The sequence below is a fragment of the Bordetella sp. 02P26C-1 genome (genome assembly GCF_009763255.1).
Lineage (GTDB): Bacteria > Pseudomonadota > Gammaproteobacteria > Burkholderiales > Burkholderiaceae_B > Bordetella_A.
Genome location: NZ_WSJB01000014.1, coordinates 1 through 16,970, shown reverse-complemented (window position 1 = coordinate 16,970; position 16,970 = coordinate 1). Strand labels below are relative to the sequence as shown.

General features: G+C 61.0%; 12 protein-coding genes and 2 pseudogenes. 6 read left to right on the top strand and 8 right to left on the bottom strand.

The genetic code is table 11. The annotated features are described in order from the left end of the window. A pseudogene (locus GOQ28_RS08845) lies at positions 1 to 1,581 on the bottom strand (autotransporter outer membrane beta-barrel domain-containing protein); the annotation flags it as partial. 407 nt (positions 1,582 to 1,988) lie between these two features. Between GOQ28_RS08845 and GOQ28_RS08840 the strand changes: the two are divergent. After that, positions 1,989 to 2,423, top strand: a complete 435-nt coding sequence (locus tag GOQ28_RS08840) for a carboxypeptidase-like regulatory domain-containing protein (RefSeq protein WP_160356199.1) — start codon at positions 1,989 to 1,991, stop codon at positions 2,421 to 2,423. Positions 2,424 to 2,460: 37 nt separating this feature from the next. Here GOQ28_RS08840 and GOQ28_RS08835 read toward each other — a convergent pair whose 3' ends face one another. Next, complete coding sequence (locus GOQ28_RS08835) at positions 2,461 to 4,128, bottom strand: isovaleryl-CoA dehydrogenase (protein ID WP_160356198.1); 1,668 nt, start codon at positions 4,126 to 4,128, stop codon at positions 2,461 to 2,463. A 91-nt stretch (positions 4,129 to 4,219) separates the two neighbouring features. On the opposite strand from GOQ28_RS08835, the pseudogene GOQ28_RS08830 reads away from it, so the two are divergent. Beyond that, positions 4,220 to 4,474, top strand: a pseudogene (locus tag GOQ28_RS08830) (SDR family oxidoreductase); the annotation flags it as partial. 15 nt (positions 4,475 to 4,489) lie between these two features. On the opposite strand, the gene metC reads toward GOQ28_RS08830, so the two are convergent. From metC to GOQ28_RS08810, 4 genes are all read right to left on the bottom strand, one after another. Further along, a complete protein-coding gene (metC, locus tag GOQ28_RS08825; RefSeq protein WP_160356197.1) occupies positions 4,490 to 5,668 on the bottom strand; it encodes a cystathionine beta-lyase in 1,179 nt (392 codons plus the stop codon). 79 nt (positions 5,669 to 5,747) lie between these two features. After that, positions 5,748 to 6,761: a Bug family tripartite tricarboxylate transporter substrate binding protein gene (locus GOQ28_RS08820; RefSeq protein WP_442862092.1), complete on the bottom strand. Its 1,014-nt coding sequence runs from the start codon at positions 6,759 to 6,761 to the stop codon at positions 5,748 to 5,750. Positions 6,762 to 6,821: 60 nt separating this feature from the next. After that, positions 6,822 to 8,393 carry a rhodanese-like domain-containing protein gene (locus GOQ28_RS08815; protein WP_160356196.1) on the bottom strand — a complete coding sequence of 524 codons (1,572 nt, stop codon included), beginning with the start codon at positions 8,391 to 8,393 and terminating at the stop codon, positions 6,822 to 6,824. Positions 8,394 to 8,483: 90 nt separating this feature from the next. Beyond that, positions 8,484 to 9,020 carry a hypothetical protein gene (locus GOQ28_RS08810; protein WP_442862091.1) on the bottom strand — a complete coding sequence of 179 codons (537 nt, stop codon included), beginning with the start codon at positions 9,018 to 9,020 and terminating at the stop codon, positions 8,484 to 8,486. 149 nt (positions 9,021 to 9,169) lie between these two features. Here GOQ28_RS08810 and GOQ28_RS08805 point away from each other — a divergent pair, with 149 nt between their 5' ends. The 3 genes from GOQ28_RS08805 to GOQ28_RS08795 all read left to right on the top strand — a co-directional run bounded on the left by GOQ28_RS08805 (position 9,170) and on the right by GOQ28_RS08795 (position 11,862). Further along, the gene (locus tag GOQ28_RS08805) at positions 9,170 to 10,027 is read left to right on the top strand and encodes a LysR substrate-binding domain-containing protein (RefSeq protein ID WP_160351192.1); all 858 of its coding nucleotides are present in this window, start codon (positions 9,170 to 9,172) and stop codon (positions 10,025 to 10,027) included. A 160-nt stretch (positions 10,028 to 10,187) separates the two neighbouring features. After that, a complete protein-coding gene (gene hmpA, locus GOQ28_RS08800; protein ID WP_160356194.1) occupies positions 10,188 to 11,405 on the top strand; it encodes an NO-inducible flavohemoprotein in 1,218 nt (405 codons plus the stop codon). A 16-nt stretch (positions 11,406 to 11,421) separates the two neighbouring features. Then, positions 11,422 to 11,862: an Rrf2 family transcriptional regulator gene (locus GOQ28_RS08795; protein WP_160351194.1), complete on the top strand. Its 441-nt coding sequence runs from the start codon at positions 11,422 to 11,424 to the stop codon at positions 11,860 to 11,862. On the opposite strand, the gene GOQ28_RS08790 is transcribed toward GOQ28_RS08795, so the two are convergent. Then, positions 11,859 to 13,766 carry a phage integrase family protein gene (locus tag GOQ28_RS08790; RefSeq protein ID WP_160356193.1) on the bottom strand — a complete coding sequence of 636 codons (1,908 nt, stop codon included), beginning with the start codon at positions 13,764 to 13,766 and terminating at the stop codon, positions 11,859 to 11,861. The two genes, GOQ28_RS08795 and GOQ28_RS08790, sit on opposite strands and share 4 nt — an antisense overlap. A 219-nt stretch (positions 13,767 to 13,985) precedes the next feature. Between GOQ28_RS08790 and GOQ28_RS08785 the strand changes: the two genes are divergently transcribed. Beyond that, entirely contained in the window at positions 13,986 to 14,837 is an 852-nt protein-coding gene (locus GOQ28_RS08785; RefSeq protein WP_160356192.1) for an HpcH/HpaI aldolase/citrate lyase family protein, read from the top strand. A 132-nt stretch (positions 14,838 to 14,969) separates the two neighbouring features. Here GOQ28_RS08785 and acnA read toward each other — a convergent pair. Next, positions 14,970 to 16,970, bottom strand: a 2,001-nt coding sequence (acnA, locus tag GOQ28_RS08780) for an aconitate hydratase AcnA (protein WP_160356191.1), incomplete at its 5' end; no start/stop codon positions are given.

Below are 16,970 nucleotides of genomic sequence, written 5' to 3'. Positions count from 1 at the left end.
AGCATGGTCGCCGCCGGTGGAAATATTGGACCCCTGCAGGATCATGGACACCGTGCCAGCATTACCGCCATTACCGCCGTTACCGCCCTGCCCCCCGAGTACCGCGACGAAGTCACTGCCCGTACCGCCGCCCCCGCCCAACGATTGCGCAAGCACGCCCGTGGCGTATTGGCCGGACGTACTGATCGAGACCCCTGGCTCTGTCACGATCTGGACGTTCCCGCCATTACCGCCAAAGCCGCCGCCTCCGCCGGTGCCTGCCAGCGCCGTGCCATCACCGCCGTCACCGCCCTGGCCCCCCAGGCTTTGCGCCACCACCCCCAGTATGTTGTCGCCGCGCGTGGTGACAGAGCCGGAATACATGTTGACCGTCACGGGTCCGCCCGTGCCGCCATTGCCTCCCGAATGATCCTTGGACGGTCCTGTGCCACCCTTGCCACCGGCTGCCCGCGCAATGACCCCCGCTCCCTGCACCATGGCATCGCCATTGTTGGCAGCCACATCGACGAGGATGGACCCGTAGGTATCGACCGTGACTTGTTGCGTCCAGGCGGCCGAATTGCCCCCGCCCGCGCCACCATTGTCACTGTTATCGGTGGAGGTGGTGCCATCCCCGCCTACGCTTTCGGCCTTGATGCCAAAGACTTTTGCATCATCCCAGGTCTGCCAATAGCTGGCCATGTCACCGTGATGCTGCACGAGCACCGTACCGCCCGTGCCCGCGTCGCCATTGTTGTCGCCGCCTTGCCCGCCGATTGACCCCGCGTAGATCGCTCCGCCAACCGCATTGGTGTACAACCGCGCCGCGCTGCTGCCGAGATTGATCGTGCCAGAGTCAACCACAGTGACCGTGCTCGCATTACCGCCCGCGCCGCCAATTTGGTCGCCGTAATTCAGCACAGGGTTGTTCTGGTCGCCGCCCATACCGCCGATGGCGGCCGCATAGATGCCGTACAAACCGGCATCAGAAGGCACCGCCGTGCTGTTCATGGACAGAACACCCGTGCTGTTGTTCGTGACGGTCACCGATTGCCCCAGACCGCCGTGGCCTCCGTTGGAATCGTTATTACCATTATCCGGGTCGCCCGCGCCGCCCACGGAACGGGCCTGGATCAAGCTGTTGAAGGTGTTGCTGGTGGACCCGTTGTAAGTGATCCGGGCATCGTTCGTGATGGTGACAGTCCCCCCATCACCGCCCGCTGCCTCGTCATGGCCTTGACCGCCCACGGCAAAGCCAGTCACCACGCCGGGTGTGCCGAAAAATCCTGGTGCATTCTGGCCCGGGCTGACGATGGTCGAATCGGCCGACAAATCCAGTGACTGAGTGATGGTTACCGCCGGACTGGCGCCGCCCGGCTTACTATCCTTCGTTCCCGCGTCGCCAGCACATTCTGTATAGAGATAATTGCCATTCGGCGGGTTATCCCCGGCATTGGACAGACATTCTCCGGCTTGCGCCGCACTTGAAAACGTGCCGCCATAGGCGCCTAGCGCGGAAAGGATGGCCAGATACAGGGCGTTTTGGCGCTTCAGAACGGAATGGGGCACAAACACGGACTGGTTTTTTCGGGTTGTTTTCATGAGAGTCCAGAAGCCTGGACAGACGTACTTCAACCGTTCGAACCAGGCGTGCAATGGCAAATGGCTGTCCGATTATGCGTATCTAGTATGCAATGACACAACATTTTTCGGCCGTTTCTAGTGATATCCCTGACAGAAATGGGCGCAGGTTTTGTCATTTTTGGATACATATTGAACGCGGAGCAACGCGAGCGGGAAGCGGGCCGGCAGTTGGCAACCCCGGAGGTTTGTAACCGGCCGGCAATGGGCGTCCGTGGGACAACCGGATCTGACACGGGCAGAAACACCAGTTGCAACCTGTGCCGTGTGGAACCTCGGGCGGAACCTATCATCTAAGCATTATGCCCCGGGGGGCCGGGGCACGCGATCCCGGCCGCGGCTGGCGCCGGGAATGTTGGAGTATGCCCATGAACACGAGCCATAAACCCTCGCGTCTGGCCGGCGCCCTGGCTGCCGGCTGTCTGGCTTTTGCTACCTTGTCGGCCGTCGCTCAGAACTTGCCGGCCTTACCGCCTGTGCAGCAACAAGGCCAGGTTGAATTTCTGACTGGCGGCTTCGGTGCCGATGAATCGAACGCCATCAAGGCCGCCAGCAGCCAATATCCTCTGGCGCTGACCTTTTCGTCGACGCAAGGCGGAGCCTATGTCGCTAATGTGAAGGTGAGGATTACCGATGCGCGAGGCAACACCGTACTCGACACCACGGGTGGACCTTACGTGCTGGTGAAGCTGCCCGCTGGCCGCTATAAGGTCTCGGCCACGTTCAACGGTAAAGAGCAGACGCGCCAGCTTTCCGTACCGCGCAGCGGCACGGCACGCGCAGGTTTTACCTGGAATACCTGATACCCCTCGGCCGACCGAAACGATGGCACGGCAACTGTCATCCGGCCGGCCAGGCGCGAGCCAGGACAAATTTGACATCCACGCCGACCGGGAGCTCGCCCGCGATACCGGTCGGGAGTCCCAACCGACTCGCCACGAACGCCTGCGCCACGGGTGCCGGGGCGTGGCGGATCAGCAGGGCTGCTTGCCATAGTCTCGCTAAACCTGCAGCCCAGCCGCGCGCAAGCCCGGTATCGGCGGCCTGACTTTGCAGCTGGGCGTTCATGTGTTTTTGCCACGCCGCCCATGCGTGATCGTATTCGCGAAACGCCCCTCGCGCGCCATCGAGTTCGTCGTGCAGCGCAGCGAGGCACGCGGAGTCGCGCTGTAAGGCGCGCAGCACGTCCAGCGCCATCATGTTGCCGGAACCCTCCCAGATGGAATTCACCGGGGCCTCGCGGTATAGGCGAGGCAGCGGACCGGTCTCGACGTACCCATTACCGCCCCAAACCTCCATGCACTCCGCGATCGCTGCGATCGCACGTTTACAGACCCAGAGTTTTGCGGCTGGCGTCCCCACGCGTAACAGCGCAAGAGAGGCTGGATCATCTCGTTCATCAACCGCGCGAGCCAGACGCAGGGCCAGCACCGTGGCAGCTTCGCTTTCCAGCGCCAGATCTGCCAACAGATTGCGCATCAGCGGCTGATCCGCCAAAGGCAGGCCAAACGCCCACCGATGCGTAGCATGATGCGCGGCCTGCACCACCGCCTGACGCAGCAGCGCGGCGCTACCTAGCACGCAATCCAAGCGCGTCATTGCCGCCATTTGCAGCAGCAACGGCAATCCGCGGCCAGGCTCGCCCATCAGCGTCCCCCAGGCCTGTTCGAATTCCACTTCCCCGCTGGCATTGCTGCGATTGCCCAGCTTGTCTTTCAAGCGGCGGATGCGCACGGCGTTGCGTCCGCCGTCAGGGATCCAGCGCGGGACGAAGAAGCATCCCGGTCCATCCTCGGTATTGGCGAGCACCAGATGCGCATCGGCCTGCGGCACCGAGAAAAACCATTTATGCCCGGTGAGTCGATAGACTGCCCCCCTTTTCCCTTCACTCACCGGATCGGCACGCGTTGTAATGGCGCGCAAGTCAGAGCCGCCTTGCTTTTCCGTGAGCCCCATTCCTATCAGCGCGCTGGTTTTACCGGGCAATGGCCTGTCCGAAGCATCGTAGTCGGGCGACGCCAGTGCGGGTAGCCAGTCCCTCGCGAAATCCATGGCGCCCACCGGTTCTTGCTGTAATAGCGGCACCGCCGCGTGGGTCATCGTGGTCGGGCACAAGGTACCGGCCTCGACCTGACCTTGCATCAGATAAGCCGCCGCACGTGCCACCTGTGCGCCGGGCGCCGGATGGATCCATGCCTTGCTTTGCAGCCCGCGCGCCACGATGCCCGCCATCAGGGCATGCCAGGCTGGATCGAACTCGATCTGATCCATACGATGTCCGCAGGCATCGTAGCCCTTCCAGAGTGGCGGGAAGCGATTGGCGCGCTCACCTAGGGCGAGGGTCGTCGCCCGCCCCAACCATGTCCCATGTTCTCGCAAGACCGCCTCAAAACCGCTCGCCCCTTCCCGTTGCACAGCCTCGCGCAATACCGTATCAGTGTCGTAGAGGGAATAATCTTCGAGCGGAGGTACCTGATTGACGACCTCGTGGGTCTGGAACGGTGACATATGGCCTCCTCCCGTATAGGGATACGGTGGTTTATCACCATAAGCATCGTTTAAATTGCGAGGCAACACAACGTACGGAGGTTTTCCTGGTCGCGCCGGTCTGGCCAGCTTTACGAAAATCTTTGCCGACACTTATGCGGCCAAGAACGTTCGGATGAACAACGTGCTGCCCGGCTGGATCGACAGTCTGCCCGAGCGTGAGGAGCGGCGCACCAACGTTCCCATGGGTCGATATGGCAAGGCCGAGGAAATCGCCGCCACCATCGCGTTTCTGGTGTCAGAGGGTGCGGGCTATATCACCGGCCAGAATATCCGTGTCGATGGCGGCCTGATGCGCAGCGTGTAATAACGCGGGAGCGGGCTACATGCCGGCTCGCTCGAGCGCGCGCGCCAAATCGTCGATCAGATCGTTCGGGTCCTCGAGTCCGATATGCAGGCGGACCACCGGCCCGCGCTGACTCCAGTCCGTCACACTACGCGCCTGGGTCATATGGGCCTGGGTCACGAGACTTTCATGGCCTCCCCAGGATGCTCCGATACCAAACAGTTCCAGGCTGTCGATGAAACGGTCGACGGTGGCCTGCGACGTGCCCGGAGTCAGTTCGAAGGAAATCAATCCATTCGTCCCCTGACAATCGCGTTGCCACAAATCGTGGCCGGGGTGCGAGGTCAAAGCCGGACAGAACAGGGTTGTCACCCCGCGTTGACTGGCAAGCCATTGCGCGACCTTCAACGCGTGCCGCTCATGCATGGCCAGTCGCGGTATCAGTGTTCGGATACCGCGCAATACCAGCCACGCATCGTCCGGGCTGACCGTCATGCCGAACGCATCGCAACGCTGCGCCAACGGCTCCCAGGCGTCTCGGGTCGTGGCCACCGTACCCATCATGACGTCGGAGTGTCCCGATAGATACTTGGTGGCGGCCATCACGGAAATATCCGCGCCCAGCGCTAAAGGCCTGTACTGACATCCCGACCCCCAAGTATTGTCCGCCGCCACCCACGCGCCCCTGGCATGGGCGATCTCGGCCAGCGCGGGCAGATCGCACATCTCGTAGACCAGCGATCCTGGGCTTTCCACATAAAGCAACTGCGTATTAGGCCGCCATTTGGCCTCGACATCGCTACCGTCGGCTGCGAAAAATGAGAACGCGATGCCATAGGGTTCGAGAAACTGATGCGCCAGTTGGCGCACCGGCTGATAGGCGCTATCGGAAATCAGCACGTGATCACCCGGGCGCAGATAACTGAGCAAGGTCATCGCAATCGCTGCCAGCCCGGTGGGAAGCAGGCGCGTGCGGTACGCGCCTTCGAGTTCACTCACGGCGTCTTCCAGCGCAAAAGCAGTGGGCGTGCCGCGCGCGCCATACGTGAAGAGCCGGTCGTGACCGCGTCGCTCGCGCATCTCGCGTTGTTGCGCCGTGTTCTGAAAGACCACGGTGCTGGCTCGCACGATGGATGGATTGACGGCGGATCCGCCCTCATAGCGCGGCGCCTTGCCGGCCGCGACTAAGCGGGTCTGTAACCCTTTATTTGACATGTTTGTTCATCCTGCCGCGGTATGGGCGTCGTGTCACGGCACGGCGGTTTGCTTGCAGCAACACGACGCCGACTTTGCCTCAATCCACCTTTGCACCTGCGAGTTGTACAACATGTGCCCAACGTTCAATGTCTTCACGCACCTGTCTATTGAAGTCTTCCGGCGAACTGGCCACGACCTCGCTGCCGCCTTCGACGATCAGCCGGCTGACTTCGGGCGAACGCAGTGTGCGGGTGATGGCTTCGTGCAAGTAGGCCACGCGTTCCGGTGGCGTCCCGGCCGGCACAAAGAATCCATACCAGTCTTCAAAGCGCGCGCCTTTCAAACCCAGTTCTTCCAGCGTGGGCACCTGCTTGAAAACGCCGATGCGCCGCGGGCTGGTTACGGCCAATGCGCGCAATTGCCCGCTTTGGATCAGACCTGCGGCGGACGAGGTGGACGTCACCAACGCGTCGACCTGTTTACCCAGCAGATCGTTGATGGCCGGCCCCGCGCCCCGGTAAGGGATATGGGTCAGCGGAACGTCATGCTCCTTGGCCAATACCACGCCCACCAAATGCGACAGCGTACCGTTACCCGGGCTGGCGTAGGTGAGACGGCCCGGATTTGCTCGCGCTTGCGCCACCAGATCCTTGAAATCCTTGATAGGCGAGTTCGCGGGCACCACGATCGCCAGCGGTGCCGCGTTGACCTGCGTAATCGGCTTGAAGTCTTTCAGCGGCTCGAAGCCCGCATCGCTATAGAGGGCAGGATTCACGGCCATTAGCGACACCTGGCCGGTCAACACGGTATAGCCATCTGGCCTGGCCGTCGCCACCGCCTTGGCGCCGATGTTGCCGCCCGCGCCGCCGCGGTTCTCCACAACGGCCGGTTGACCCGTCGCCTCCATCAAGCGCGAAGTCACCCAACGCGTTGTGGCATCGTTACCGCCGCCGGGGGGAAACGGCGAGACAAACCGGATAGGCTCGGTTGGGTAACCGTCGCGCGCGGGCAAGGGCTGGACAGACTGCGCATGGGACAACGTCGCGATTGCGGTGCAGGCGGTCGCCGCACCCAGCATGATCAACCGAGTGAACCGAGATCCAAACATCATCATTCTCCTGTTTATCGTGGACTTTTATGATTCCGCGTCGAGCAGATCGCTTATGGCTGGTCAGCTATACGTAGCGGGCAGAGAAAAATTGCCGCGCTCCGAGGCGTCGAGTTGCGCCACCAGCCCGGTTTCCCATGCGAGGTATTGGCGGGCGGCCTCCTTGTTGCCGTCATGCCGGTCGTGCACGAAGAACAGGTAATCGATGCATTCTTCGTCACTGGGGCGGTCGGGCGTTGATACGACGGCATGGCCGGCGGCCTGCCAGGCCGCCATCCCGCCCTCGAGTACCAGCACCGCGCGATCAAGTTCGGTGGCCGCCAGCTGCGCTACTGCCAGCTCGTCGGCGACCAACACAATTTCTCGGTTTTCATGGCGCAAATCGCTTGCTAGACGGGGCCGGATCGACCAGCGGGCGCCGGGGATATGGGCTTTGCGGTACTGCATGCCCGCACGGATATCGACCACGGCAACGTCGTCCTGCTCCATCCGTCTTTTCAACTGAGCAACCGTGATAGGCGCTAGCGTAGGCAGATCAGATTCCACCTGCGCCTGCAAGGCCAGGCCGCTGGACAGACCATCGATCAGCACGTTGGCATCGTGCCCCATCTGACGTAGCCAGCTGGCGACCACCGGCGCACGCACGCCATCGTTGTCGAATATCACCAGGCGCGCCCCGCGCACGCCCACGTATTGATCAATGGCTTGAATCAGCTGACCACCGGGCGTGTGTTGCGCGCCGGGCAGCGAGCCTGCCTGAAATTCCTCAGGCGTGCGCACATCACAGAGAAATAGGGTGCGAGTGGCGTCGCCTTCCCAATTCCGCACGGTCTGAGCGGTGACGTAAGGCACATCGAAGCGTTCAGCCAAGGCCCGAGCTTGCGCAAGCAAGGCCGTGCTGCCCGTCTCATCGCCATAACGTTCGCTACGGCCGTGCTGCAGAGGCAGATCGGCCAAATACCACCCCTGCGTACCATTTTCCAACGCGTACACCGGATTCGGTATGCCCAAATTAATCAGGGTCTGGGCCCCGATGATTGATCGCGTCCGGCCTGCGCAGTTGATGACAATGGGCGTCGTGTCATCGGGCACAAGATCCTTGATGCGATAGGCCAGCTCGCCATTCGGACAGCAGACTGCGCCTGGAATATTCATCTTGCGAAACTCGGCCGTTGGGCGTCCATCGAAGACTGCCAGCGGCTCACCGGCCGCTTGCTTGCGCGCAAGTTCCTGCGCGGAAATGCGCGGCGTATGGTAAGCATGCTCGACCAGTTCACCAAACGTTTTGGACGGCAGATTCACGCCCGCAAACAGCTTGTAGCCAGCCTGGGCCCAAGCCCGCGTCCCGCCTTCCAGAATCATGACATTGACATAGCCGAGCGCCTCGAGACGTAGCGCGGCGCGCGTGGCCACGCTTTCAGATTCCGCATCGCCGCTGTCATACACCACCACACGGATCGCCTTGCGCGGCACGAGACGATGGATGTCCAACTCCAGCCGGCTGTACGGCAATGGCGTGGCATAAAACAGGTGGGCTTCGCCGAACTGGCCATGCTCGCGTACATCAAGCAGGGCGATCTCCCCGCCGTCATGCAGCGCGGACTTCAAATCAACAGCGGTAATCGTTTTGGACATGGAATACTTAAGAAAAATAGGCGAAAAGAGTCCCCCGCGCGCCGCCTGGGCGCGCGTCTATAACGCAACTCAAATGGGGGCTAGCGGTGGCTAGCGGCGCGTCTGCACGCCGATATCCATCTGCTTGCAGGTGCCGGCGGCGAGGTCATAGCTCGTGCGTTCCGTCAGCGTCTCAAGCGCGCGACCGTACATGTGCAAATGCCGGATCACCTGTTCGCCCTGAATCTCTACGGAATGGATGTCATCTGGCATCAGTGCGATACCACGGCCCGGTTCGACCACCACAAGCTGGGTCTCGCGCAGCTTGCCCACACCGGGGACAGAGCCATCGTCTATTCGTTCATAGACCCGGTTGTGCTCGGTGCCCTCGACCGCCGCGATACAGGCCCATGTCGTGTGGTTGTGCGGGACGATGCGTTTGCCGGGACGCATCACGTTCAAATACAGCGCATAGGTCTGGTCGGGATCTTCCGAGATCAGATAACGGTTCTGATATTCGCCCGGCTCTGGCGCCGGGAAATCCCCATCGTTCCAGAACTCGCGGTTTGCCGCCAAGCCCAGCAGTTGCTCCAACACGACGGCCAGGCTGTCCCGCGTCGCGGGGCCGGAACCGATTGCAGTTTTCATGGCGGATATCGCCGCGGTGACCGCCTCTTGGCGTTGCGCAGTCTTCGTAGTCAAGACAAGCTCCTCTTCATCAATGAGGCTAACTTTAGCCTTCCGACCGGCTGACAACAATGCAACGCTAGGAATAAATATATAAATATAATTTAAGTATGGAGACTCTCGAACTCGATCTGCTGCGCACGTTTTCCACCATCGTCAGCAAAGGTAGCTTCGCTGCGGCGGCGGTGCAGATGGGCCGGTCGCAAGCCGCTATCACACAGCAGGTCCAACGCCTCGAGGACCGCGTCGGCTATCCTCTCTTTGAGAAACAGGGTCGACAGAAACGACTGACGGAACACGGTCAACGATTGCTCGGTTACGCGCAGCAGTTGCTGGCGATCCATGACGAAGCATGGCGCAGTCTGCAGCAACATGCGCTGCAAGGTCTGATTCGTATCGGTGCCCCGCACGACACGGCCGATACGATGTTGCCGCCGGTCCTGCAGGAAATTACCCTTGGCTTTCCCGGCGTGCAGTTCGAGCTGCATATCGGTCGCAGCCCATTCTTGATGGAATCGCTTAAAGCGGGGGAAATGGATATCGTCATCTCTAACCGCGACGATCCGTCGTTCGAAAGCTTCGTGCTGCGATCCAGTCCCACCGTATGGCTGTGTGGCGCCAACTACGGACATGACCCGGCCAAGCCCATCCCGCTGGTGATGGCCGATGGCCCAAGCATATTCCGCCGTATCGCATGCGATGCGCTCGACGCCGCCGGCATCGAGTGGCTACCGCGGCACACCTCGACCAGCCTGGCCGGCATCCGCTCCGCATTGCGTGCCGGACTCGGTGTGACGGCCCGGGGCGTGGAGCAGCTGGATCCGGGGCTACGAGTATTAGGAGCCGGTGACGGCATGCCCGCGCTGCCCGATCTGGTGTATCGACTTTATGTCCGCAGCCACGTGGTCAACCCGGTGATACGTCAGATTTTCCAACGTCTCAGAACGCGGATGACGTTCGCCCGGTAATCCTCCGTTCGCCCCTAATAGCCCCTTTAAAGCCCGCCGCGGGTCGGTTCCATACGTGCCCCCATCCGGTCACAGCGTCGCACCGGCCAGACAAGTCAGTATTAAAGATGTATATTCAATACATCTTTAAAGTTTTTTAAGCGACACAGGAGCTGTCTGCATGTTGAGCCCGGAAATTCGCGCGCTGGTGAAATCTACCGCGCCTGTTCTTCACACCCACGGCAAGGCACTGACCACCCACTTCTATGCCCGTATGTTCCGTCACAACCCGGAACTCAAGCAGATATTCAACCAAGGTCACCAGCAAGGCGGACAGCAGCAGCAAGCCTTGGCCACGGCCGTGGCGGCCTACGCGGAACATATCGACGATCCTTCGGTACTGGCGCCGGTGGTCACGCGCATCGTGCACAAACACGTCAGTCTGGGCATCCGCGCCGAGCACTACGCGATCGTCGGCAAGCATCTACTCGCATCGATTCGCGAAGTGCTGGGTGAAGCCGCGACTGATGAACTCATCGACGCCTGGGCCGCCGCCTACGGACAATTGGCCGACTTGCTGATCGCCGAAGAATCCCGCCTGTATGCCGAATCGGCCACCAAAGAAGGCGGCTGGACCGGCTGGCGCGCATTCCGCATCGACCGCAAAGTCCCGGAAAGCACGGAAATCACCTCGTTCTACCTGGTGCCCGCCGACGGCGGGACGGTGCCCGACTATCGGCCGGGCCAATACATATCCCTGCGCGTCTACGTCCCCGAGTTAGGCCTGATGCAACCGCGTCAGTACAGTCTGTCCGACGCACCGGGCCAGGGTCATCTGCGCATCTCGGTCAAGCGCGAGGACGGTGTCAACGGCGCGCCCGCCGGCAGCGTATCGAACGTGCTGCATCAGCGCATGAACGAAGGCGATGTCGTCGACCTCGCGCCGCCGCAGGGCGATTTCATGCTCGATGATCAGCGCGACGCACCCGTGGTGTTACTCAGCGGCGGCGTGGGCCTGACGCCCATGGTGTCGATGTTGAATTATCTGGTGGCGCGTGACGATGGTCGCCAGATCCGTTTTGTACATGCATGCCGCGACAGCTCGGTGCATGCGATGAAGCAGCACGTCAACGCCGTGGCGCAGTCGCGCCCCAACGTGCGCAAGTTCGTCTACTACGAAGCCATCGGCGCCCAGGACCAACCCGGCATCGACTACGACTATGCTGGCCGCATTGACCTGCATGCGATCCGTGAAGCTGCGGTGCTGCCCGATGCCGATTACTACCTGTGCGGGCCGCTGCCCTTTATGCGCGAACAGCGCCGTGCGTTGGTGGAACTAGGCGTGCCCCTACACCGCATTCATGCGGAGGCGTTCGGCACCGGAGGGCCGGGCGAGTAGCGGTATAGTTCCGCCTATGCAATTGACCCGATACACCGACTTCGGCCTGCGCGTCATGATGTACCTGACGCAGGCCGGCGCGCGCGAAACACCCGTGACGATCACCGAGATTACCGAACGCTTCGCGGTGTCGCGTAATCACATTGTCAAGGTGGTGCACTTTCTGGGTCAGCAAGGCTGGGTAGCCACCACACGTGGCAAGGGCGGCGGTCTGCGACTCGCCCGCCCGCCCTCGACATACCGGCTCGGCGACCTCGTGCGAACGCTGGAACACCAAAGCATGCTGGTCAACTGCGCAGAGCCGCCTTGCGCGCTGGCGGGCATGTGCCGATTGGCCGGCGTACTAGCCGACAGCCTGCAGGTTTTTTTCGATACGCTAAACCAGCATACTCTCGCGGATCTGGTGCGCGCGCCCACGGGCGAGGCGATCGTGCAGTTGTACCGCTCGCCCTACTAGGGTCCCAACACGCCCTCGACAAACGCTTCGGTCTCTTTGTGCTGCGCTTCGCTCGCCGTATCGATATACATACTGCTCACCGCAATCGACGCATGACCTAAGTTGTCCCGCACGCTTTCCAGACCCACGCCGCGACGCAAGGCATGCGTCGCATGCGTGTGACGCAGCCAATGCGTGCTGGCCCGCGCGAACACCGCCGAGGCTTCCTTATCCTGCCCGAACGCCCAGTCCGACACGTCCCGGAAGCACTCCTTCAGGTGGATATAAATCGCGTTCTCGGACAAGGCCCGCCGCGAATCTTCGAGCGCGGCAATCAAAGGCAGTTCGCGCGGCAAGTCCAACACGCTGTCGAACTGATGTCCTCTTTCTTTTAAATAATCGTGCAGGGCATTCATGACCGGTCGCACAAAGGGCACTTCGCGTTCGCGTCCGCCCTTGCCGACCACATGCAGAAACCAAGCGGATTTCTCCCCAAAGTGCCGCAGACGCAAATCGCCCAGCCGGGCCTTGGCCACTTCGCTGCGACGCAAGCCAGTGGCATATAGCAACATCATCAAGTATCGCAACCGCGTGGCCGCCAAACCCGTCGGCAATGCCCCCAAATACTCGCGCACCATGCCCCACTGCTGGAACGACAAGCTGCGATGGGTGGGCTTCATGTTGCCGCGATCCATGCGCGGCAGCCCCTCGAACGGGTTGCTATCCAGATACCGCTGCCCGACCAGCCAGGAGCACATCCCCGACAACACCTGAACCGCATAGGCCACGCTGCGCGGGCTTAGCCCGCCTTTCACAAACGGCCGCCACGCGGCATGAAAGCGGTCATAACGTCGATCCGCCACCCATAGCGGCGCGGGCTCCGGCCGCGCCAAGAACTGGACATAGTCGGCGACGTCTTGTGTGTTCAGGCTGGAAAACGCCCGGCGCTTGGCAAAGATCGCCCATAACAATAATCGCTCGGCTTCCTTTCTATAGGCGCGTTCGGTATTGGGCTTGTTCACATAAAGACGCAGCCACGCGTGGATCGCCTCCAGGTCGTTGTGCACGTCCAGCTTGTTGCGCGCCGCGGGCATGCGATTCGTGCCCTGGCTGCCGTCGAGCATCGTCGGGCTGCGGAATTTTTCCAGAGGAACGATCGCGCCTGCCGGCGCCATCAAGGGATGACGCTCGCGCCGTTGGTTGCGATAGGCGCGCATCGGCGTCGTCGCATAGCCATCCAACGCGGTGGCCATGTCACTGCCTTGGAAAAACGCGACCACTTGCGTCGCGCGTTTTTCCCCTAGCCCCGGTATCAGCGCAAACCACCGATAACCACGATGGTTCATGAAACGCACCAGATCTTGCAGCGTGTTCAACCCGGCGCTCGTCAATCTGGCCGCAAGCGGCGCATCAAACCAGCCGTCGATCTGGTCCTCCGGCCGAGGCGGCTCGGCGATCTCCGCGGCGAGGTCATTAATCAGCCGGATTTTCTTTTCTAGCAGCCGCGCATTGCGCAACAGCCGCCGGTCCACCGGGCCGGGTTGCGCGGCATCTTCGGGCCCGTACTCATCCTCGTACATCAAGAGGAGTTCGGATTCCGAATAAAACCCGGCGGGATCGACCTCGTCCCGGTACTCTTCCAGCGAAGGACGGTAGCGCGCCGGCGGATCATCGACGGCCGTGGCAGGCAATTTGGATGACAGCCGCCCGCGCGGGATGCGCAGCAACGCAGCCGCCCCGTGCTTGCCCCGCCGTTTGGAGGCTTGCACCAGTGCGTCCTGCACGGCTTGTAGCGTTCGCTTCGCCGCCGGCAGGCTGACCTCGGCACCCAGGTAACGCACCGCCAGCTCGGACAACTCCAAGCTGGACTCGAATGCGGCCCGGAAAAACGCCACCTGCTGCAGCCCCAGTTTGCGTACGACCACGTGCTCTCCCCTGCCCCGTTCAGGCAGTCCTTCATGAATGTTCCAAGTCGGAACATCGCGAATTCCCTCAAGTCGGCGTCGTCGCAGCACCGCCGCCCTCGGGTTCGCGCCGGTTGTTATTCTACTGGGAAGCGTGTAACAGGCGAGGCTCACAAGCGTCCCGCTTTACGATGGGCATTCTGCCTGGATAACCTGCAACCATGATTTCAAGGGAAAGCAATGAGAAAACTACGCAGTGTGCTCTATGTACCGGCCGCCAACGAAAAAGCGATGCGCAAGGCAGCAACGCTATCCGTCGACGCCGTCATTTTTGACCTGGAAGATAGCGTATTCCCGGAACAGAAAACCTCGGCCAGAACCGGCCTTGCAGCATTCTTGGCTCAGGAACGCGCAAGCTACCAGGATAAATATTTGGCGATCCGCGTCAATGGCAGCGATACGGAATACTGGAAGGAAGACCTCGCCGTCGTCGCCGACATCATGCCCGATGCCGTGCTGCTGCCAAAGGTCACCGCAGCGCAGCACATAGCCCTGACCCATGCTGAGCTGTCTGCACGCGCCATTCAAACACCCAAAATATGGGCCATGATCGAGAATCCACTGGGTATCCTGCGCCTTGAAAGCATCGTAGAAAATGGCAAGACGTTTGGGCTGGAGTGCCTAGTCCTGGGCACCAATGACCTAATCAAAGACAGCGATATAGAGCCAGGAAAAGACCGCAGCAACTTGATTCCCTGGTTTAGTCACGTGATGCTCGTGGCTAAAGCATTAAACGTGACGGTGATCGACGGGGTCTTGAATGACATCAACAATGTCGAACTGCTCCAAGCTGAGTGCAATATGGCCCGCGCACTCGGCATGAACGGAAAAAGCATCATTCATCCGGCTCAAGTAAACACCGTGAACAAGGCCTTCAGCCCCGACGAGGAACAAATCGCATGGTGGCAAAAGATCGTCGCGGCTTATGCTCAACCGGAGAACCAAAACGCCGGGGTTATTAACCTCGATGGGACGATGGTCGAGCGATTACACCTGGAGATCGCCGAGCGAAAGTTGCGTCAATTTCGCTAACCCGCCAAGGCGAGCGAGATGGGTGCTTTCGCCCCGCCCGCCCGGATAGCTCTCGACTCCGCTTGATGTGCGCGCGCAATGAGGATGCCTGCAGTGCTTTCACAGCTTCCCGGGCAGGGTCTGCCGTTATCACTACTGCGGCAAGGCCTGCGCCGCGTCTGTCATCAGCCGCCGCCCTATGTAGTGGAGAATTCCTCCGTTTTCATAATAGGCCGCTTCCAATGGCGTATCGAGCCTGCACAACAGCTCGATCGTATCTTGCGAGCCGTCGGCACGGGTGATGACGCACTCTACCTGACTCCTTGGGCCGATATTCTTCCATCGCAGGATGTCAAAGCGTTCCGAACCATCCAGACCAAGACTAAGACGATTGTCGTTCGCCGTGAACTGCAGGGGCAATACGCCCATACCAATCAGATTTGAGCGGTGGATGCGTTCGAAGCCTTCCGCCAAGATCGCCCGTACACCTAGCAACTGCGTACCCTTTGCGGCCCAGTCGCGCGACGACCCCGCGCCATAATCCTTTCCGGCGATCACGATCAAGGGCACGTGCTCTTTGCGATAGCGTTCGGCCGCCTCATGCACCGGCATTAGCTCGCCATCCGGCATGTGCCGCGTCCAGCCGCCTTCACGTCCATCGGCCATCTCGTTTTTGATGCGAATGTTCGCAAACGCGCCCCTGAGCATGACGTCGTGATTGACCCTACGCGCAGCGAAAGAATTGAAATCTTCGCGCTCGATCCCCAGGCCGCGCAGATACAGGCCGGCGGCGGAGGTAGGAGTGATGGTGCCAACTGGCGAAATATGGTCCGTCGTGATGGAGTCGCCGAGAATTAATAACGGTCTCGCACCCTCAAGACTCGGCCGTTCGGGGAGTTCGTGAGCCAGCGTATTGAAAAATGGCGGCTCTTTCATGTAGAGGCTGGAAGGGTCCCATTGGAACGTATCCGATTGATCGACGGGCAACGCCTGCCATCGCGCCTCGCCTTCGAAGGCATCTTTATATCGTTCACGAAAACGCTGCGGGTCGAGCGCCGTCGTGACCAAGGCGGCGAGTTCTTCGGGATCTGGCCAGATATCTGCCCGAAAGACCGGCTTGCCTTCGGTAGAGATCCCGATCGGGTCTTTCTGAAAATCGATCCGCATGGTGCCGGCTAACGCATAGGCAACCACGAGTGGCGGCGAACACAGGTAGTTGGCACGGGCCAGTGGATGAATACGCCCTTCAAAATTTCGATTGCCCGACAACACGGCCGTGGTGATCACCTCGCTGTTCTCGATCGCCTCAGACAGATTTGCGGGTAACGGGCCGGAATTTCCCATACACGTGGTACAGCCGAAACCCACCAATTGAAAGCCCAGTTTGTCCAAGCTCTCTTGTAGACCGGTAGCCGACAGATAGTCGACGACGACTCGCGATCCCGGAGCCAGCGAGGTCTTGACCCACGGCTGGGTGCCAAGACCGAGTCGCACGGCGTTGCGCGCCAACATGCCGGCGGCGATCATCGTGGATGGATTCGAGGTGTTGGTACAACTCGTGATGGCCGCGATCACTACATGACCATGGTCGAGCGTCCACGCTTCGCCCTTGACTGGCACCCCAGCCGCCGGCAAGACCGGAGCGCCCTGCAAAACGTCCTTGGCGAAACCGGCGGCGGATTCACTCAGCAAAATACGGTCCTGAGGCCGCTTAGGCCCGGCAATGCTGGGCAGGATCTCCGAAAGATCGACCTCGATCACCTCCTCGTACTCCGGCTGCGGCCCATTCGGGTCATGCCACAGACCCTGCATGCGCGCGTAGTACTCGATCAGCTCATTCGACTGCCCACGATCGGTTTGAGCCAGATATTGCAGCGTCAGAGCATCGAGAGGAAAGAACCCCATCGTGGCCCCATACTCCGGCGCCATGTTCGAGACCGTCGCCCGGTCCGAAAAAGGCAGACTGGCCAGCCCCGGCCCGAAATACTCGACGAACGCCGCCACTACCTTGTACTTTCGCAGGCGTTCGGTAAGCGTCAGCACGAGGTCAGTCGCGGTCACGCCGGGCCGCAATTTACCTACCAGTCGGCAGCCCACAACGCGCGGCAAAGCCATGGTGATGGGCTGCCCCAACATCGCCGCCCCGCCTTCGAT